This window comes from Mesorhizobium sp. M7A.F.Ca.CA.004.12.1.1 (assembly GCF_003997835.1).
GTDB lineage: Bacteria > Pseudomonadota > Alphaproteobacteria > Rhizobiales > Rhizobiaceae > Mesorhizobium.
Genome location: NZ_RZRK01000468.1, coordinates 1 through 4981, shown reverse-complemented (window position 1 = coordinate 4981; position 4981 = coordinate 1). Strand labels below are relative to the sequence as shown.

Here is a 4981-nt window from a genome sequence, read left to right as displayed (position 1 = left end):
GCACCAGGCTGGCGGTAAAATCCTGCGCCGAAAAGCCGGCGTTGAAATGTCCGAGCACGATCTCGTCGACCTCGTCGGGACCGATGCCGGCATGGTCGAGCGCGTCGGTTGCCACCTTGACGATCAGATTTTCTAGCGTTTCGCCCTCGAGCTTGCCGAAGCGCGAATGCGCCCAGCCAACGATGCATGCGGTCATGGCGGTCTCCATCCTTGGCGCCAGCCTAACATGTGGGCTCACGGCGCATTTCGCCTTTATTGTTCAAATATAAACAATCTTGCCCACTTCGTGAAGGGCGGGAGGCGGACAATCGCTTGGTACAGCCAAGATCGCGGTCGATTTTTTTGTTGATTGACGCGTCAATAAAAAATAATCCTGTTTTCTCAAAGGATCATCGCGAGATGCCGAAAGTCGGAATGGAACCGCTGCGCCGCAAGGCGCTGATCGACGCGACGATCTCGGCGATCGGCGAGCGCGGCTCGCTCGACGTCACCATGTCCGAGATCGCCGGACGCGCCGGGGTTTCGTCGGCTCTTGCCCATCACTATTTCGGCGCCAAGGACGAGTTGTTGCTGGCGACGATGCGGCACATCCTGGCCGAACTGACCATCGACATGCGACGCGCCCTTCAATCGGCTGGTACCGCGCGCCAGCGCGTTTCGGCGGTGGTCACCGTCAACTTCTCCGACATCCAGTTCCAGCCGGAAACCATCGCCGCCTGGCTCGCCTTCTATGTCGAGGCGCAGAAATCATCGGCCTTGCGCCGGCTGCTCAGGGTCTATGCGCGGCGGCTGCACTCGAACCTGATGAGCGGGCTTGTCGGCATCCTGCCCAGGGCCGAGGCCGACCGCGCCGCCGAAGCGACCGCGGCGATGATCGACGGGCTCTACATCAGGCGGGCGCTGAAAGACGGCGTGCCTGATGCCGCGACCGCAATCGCGCTGGTCGAGGACTATCTCGAAACAAAACTCGGCGAGCGGCGCAAACAGTGACAACGAAGCGACCCAATTTTCTGATCGTCATGGTCGACCAGCTCAACGGAACCTTGTTTCCGGACGGCCCGGCGGATTTTCTGCACACACCGCATCTGAAAGCGTTGGCTGCGCGATCGGCGCGCTTTGCCAACAACTACACGGCCTCGCCGCTCTGCGCACCAGGCCGTGCCTCGTTCATGAGCGGGCAATTGCCGTCGCGCACCGGCGTCTACGACAATGCCGCCGAATTCGCCTCGTCGATCCCGACCTTCGCCCATCATCTGCGCGCTGCCGGCTACTACACCTGCCTGTCGGGCAAGATGCATTTCGTCGGGCCGGACCAACTGCACGGTTTCGAGGAACGGCTGACGACCGACATCTACCCTGCCGATTTCGGCTGGACGCCGGACTACCGCAAGCCCGGCGAGCGTATCGATTGGTGGTATCACAATCTGGGCTCGGTGACCGGCGCCGGCGTTGCCGAGATCACCAACCAGATGGAGTATGACGACGAGGTCGTGTTCCTAGCCACACAGAAGCTCTATCAGCTTTCGCGCGAACAGGACGATGCGAGCCATCGGCCATGGTGCCTCACCGTCTCGCTGTCGCACCCGCATGATCCCTATGTCGCGCGCAAGCAGTATTGGGATCTCTATGAGCATTGCCAGGCGTTGAACCCGGAAACCGGGTTCATCGCGCATGACGAGCAGGATGCGCATTCCCGGCGGCTGTACCACGCCAGCGACTATCCTTCCTTCGAGATCACGCCGGAACAGGTGCGTCGTTCGCGGCAGGGCTATTTCGCCAACATCTCCTATGTCGACGACAAGCTGGGCGAGATCCTGGATGTTCTCGAGCGCACCCGCATGGCCGACGACACCATCATCCTGTTCTGCTCGGACCACGGCGACATGCTCGGCGAGCGCGGCCTATGGTTCAAGATGAGCTTCTTCGAGGGCTCGGCGCGGGTGCCGCTGGTGATTGCCGGCAAGGGCGTTCACGCCGGGCTGATCGAGACGCCGGTTTCCAATCTTGACGTGGCGCCGACGCTTTGCGACCTCGCCGGCATCGACATCGCTGCAATCGCGCCGTGGACCGACGGCCAGTCGCTGCTGCCGCTCACCAAGGGGTTTGAGCGCACCGCGCCGGTGCTGATGGAATATGCGGCCGAAGGGTCCAACGCGCCCTTGGTGGCGATCCGCGACGGCAGATACAAATTCGTCCATTGCGAACTCGATCCGCCGCAACTGTTCGATCTCGAAGCCGATCCGCTCGAACGGGACAATCTGGTCGATGACGCGGCCAATGCGGGCCTGGTGGCGGCATTCATGGACAAGGTCCAGTCGCGCTGGGACATGGCCGGCTTCGACGCCGCTGTCCGCGAAAGCCAGGCGCGCCGCTGGGTCGTCTATCCGGCGCTGCGCAACGGCGCCTATTACCCCTGGGATTTCCAGCCGCTGCAAAAAGCGTCCGAGCGCTACATGCGCAATCACATGAACCTCGACAATCTCGAAGAGAGCAAAAGGTATCCGCGAGGCGAATGATGTCAGACCTTCTCGTCCCCTCCCTCGACCACCTCAAGCAGGCCTACGCCGTCACCTCCAGGGCGACGCAGATCACACCGCTGCTGGAATCGGCGGTACTGGCCCGCGAGACGGGTGCGGCCCGCGTCTTCATCAAGCCGGAATCGCTGCAATGGGCCGGATCGTTCAAGGTGCGCGGCGCCTATTGGCGCCTGAAGCAGCTTTCCACTGAAGAGGCCAGGAAAGGCGTCGTCGCCTACTCCTCCGGCAATTTCGCGCAAGGGCTGGCGGCTGCCGGCCAGGCGCTCGGCATTCCCGTCACCATCGTCATGCCGATCGACGCACCGACCGCCAAGCGTGATGCTACGGCCGGCTATGGCGCCCGCGTCGTGCTGACCGACCATGGCGAACGCGCGCGTGAGGAAGTCGCCGCCGCCAAGGCACGCGAGATCGCCGAGACCGAAGGCTTGGCCCTGCTGCATCCATTTGACGATCCGGAGATCGTTGCCGGCCAGGCGGGCGCCGGCCTCGAAGCGCTTGACCAACTCGAAGCCAAAGGCGCCAGCGCCGATCTTTTGTTCTGCTCGGTCGGTGGCGGTGGGCTGATCGGCGGCGTTTCGCTCGCCTTCCACTATCTGTCGCCCGCCACTGAGATCATCGGCGTCGAATCTGAAGGTTTCGACGGCATGGGCTCGTCGCTGGCACATGGCAGCATCGAGACGATGCCGATCGGGCCGAAGTCGATCTGCGACGGGCTGATGTCGCGACGGCCGGGCGACGCGCCTTTCGCGGCAGTCAAGACCGCCGGTGTTCGCGGCATCACCGTCGACGACCAATCGGTGCGCAGCGCCATGCGGATCGCCTTCGAGCGCATGAAGCTGGTGCTCGAGCCCTCGGGGGCCGCCTCGCTCGCCGCACTGCTCGGCGGCAAGGTGGATGTGAGGGGCAAGACCGCCTTTGTTGTGGCTACCGGCGGCAATGTCTCGCTCGCCGATTTCATGGCGCATATGAACGATGCTTGAAGCAGATTTCGTCATCATCGGCTCCGGCTCGGCCGGCTCGGCCATGGCCTATCGCCTGTCTGAAGACGGCAAGCATTCGGTCATCGTCATCGAATTCGGCGGCAGCGATATCGGGCCGCTGATCCAGATGCCGTCGGCGCTTTCGATCCCGCTCAACATGAGCCTCTATGACTGGGGCTTTGCCAGCGAGCCGGAGCCGCATCTCGGCGGCCGTGTGCTGGCGACACCGCGCGGCAAGGTGATCGGCGGCTCGTCCTCGATCAACGGTATGGTCTATGTGCGCGGCCACGCCCGCGATTTCGACCATTGGGCCGAAGAGGGTGCGGCCGGCTGGGGCTTCGCCGACGTGCTCCCCTATTTCAAGCGTATGGAAGATTCGGACGGCGGCGAGGATGGCTGGCGCGGCCACGGCGGGCCGCTGCATGTGCAGCGCGGCTCGCGTAAAAATCCGCTCTATGGCGCCTTTGTCGAGGCTGGTCGCCAGGCCGGGTTCGAACTGACCGACGACTACAATGGTTCCAAGCAGGAAGGGTTTGGGCCGATGGAGCAGACCATCAGCGGCGGCCGCCGCTGGTCGGCGGCATCAGCCTATCTGAAGCCGGCGCTGAAGCGCAAAAATGTGAGTCTGGTCAAGGGCTTTGCGCGGCGCGTGATCATCGAGAATCAACGCGCCATCGGCGTCGAGATCGAAGCTCACAAACAGATTCAGGTCGTTAAGGCGCGACGTGAGGTGATCGTCGCCGCATCGTCGATCAATTCGCCCAAGATACTGATGCTGTCCGGCATCGGCCCGGCCGAGCATTTGCGCGCAAACGGCATTCCGGTGGTGGCCGACCGGCCCGGTGTCGGCCGCAATCTGCAGGATCATATGGAGCTCTACATCCAGCAGGAATCATTGCTGCCGATCACGCTCAATTCGGTGCTGAACCCGTTCTCGAAAGCACTCATCGGAGCGCAGTGGTTGTTCCTCAAGACCGGGCTTGGCGCCACCAACCACTTCGAAGCGGCAGCCTTCGTGCGCTCGCGCGCCGGCGTCGACTACCCCGATATCCAGTACCATTTCATCCCGGCGGCAGTCCGCTATGACGGCAAGGCGGCTGCGAAATCGCACGGCTTCCAGGCGCATGTCGGACCGATGCGCTCGAAGTCGCGCGGTTCGGTGACGCTGCGTTCGCCGGACCCGAAATCCAAGCCGGTGATCCGCTTCAACTACATGTCGCATCCAGACGATTGGGCCGAGTTCCGCCACTGCATCAGGCTGACGCGCGAGATCTTCGGGCAGTCGGCGTTCGACCCCTATCGGGGCAAGGAAATCTCGCCGGGCAGCCACATGCAGTCGGACGACGAGCTCGACATCTTCATCCGCGATCATGCCGAGAGCGCCTACCATCCTTGCGGCACTTGCAAGATGGGCCGCGCCGACGACATGATGAGCGTCGTCGATCCGGAATGCCGGGTCATTGG

At 63.0% G+C, this 4981-nt stretch carries 4 protein-coding genes and 1 pseudogene; 4 read left to right on the top strand and 1 reads right to left on the bottom strand.

Annotation, left to right across the window (positions count from 1 at the left end; translation table 11 throughout):
• Positions 1 to 196 (bottom strand): annotated as a pseudogene (locus EN984_RS22660) (thiolase domain-containing protein); the annotation flags it as partial.
• A gap of 203 nt (positions 197 to 399) precedes the next feature.
• Here EN984_RS22660 and betI point away from each other — a divergent pair.
• From betI to betA, 4 genes are all read left to right on the top strand, one after another.
• Entirely contained in the window at positions 400 to 990 is a 591-nt protein-coding gene (gene betI / locus EN984_RS22655; RefSeq protein WP_127267967.1) for a transcriptional regulator BetI, read from the top strand.
• Positions 987 to 2516, top strand: coding sequence for a choline-sulfatase (betC, locus tag EN984_RS22650; RefSeq protein ID WP_127267968.1), 1530 nt, complete (start codon positions 987 to 989; stop codon positions 2514 to 2516). Before betI ends, betC begins: the two co-directional genes overlap by 4 nt.
• On the top strand, positions 2516 to 3517 hold the full coding sequence (locus EN984_RS22645; RefSeq protein ID WP_127267969.1) for a threonine/serine dehydratase: 1002 nt from the start codon (positions 2516 to 2518) through the stop codon (positions 3515 to 3517). Before betC ends, EN984_RS22645 begins: the two co-directional genes overlap by 1 nt.
• Positions 3510 to 4981 (top strand): choline dehydrogenase (gene betA / locus EN984_RS22640; protein ID WP_127383955.1); only part of this gene is annotated, 1472 nt, incomplete at its 3' end. The genes EN984_RS22645 and betA, both read left to right, overlap by 8 nt.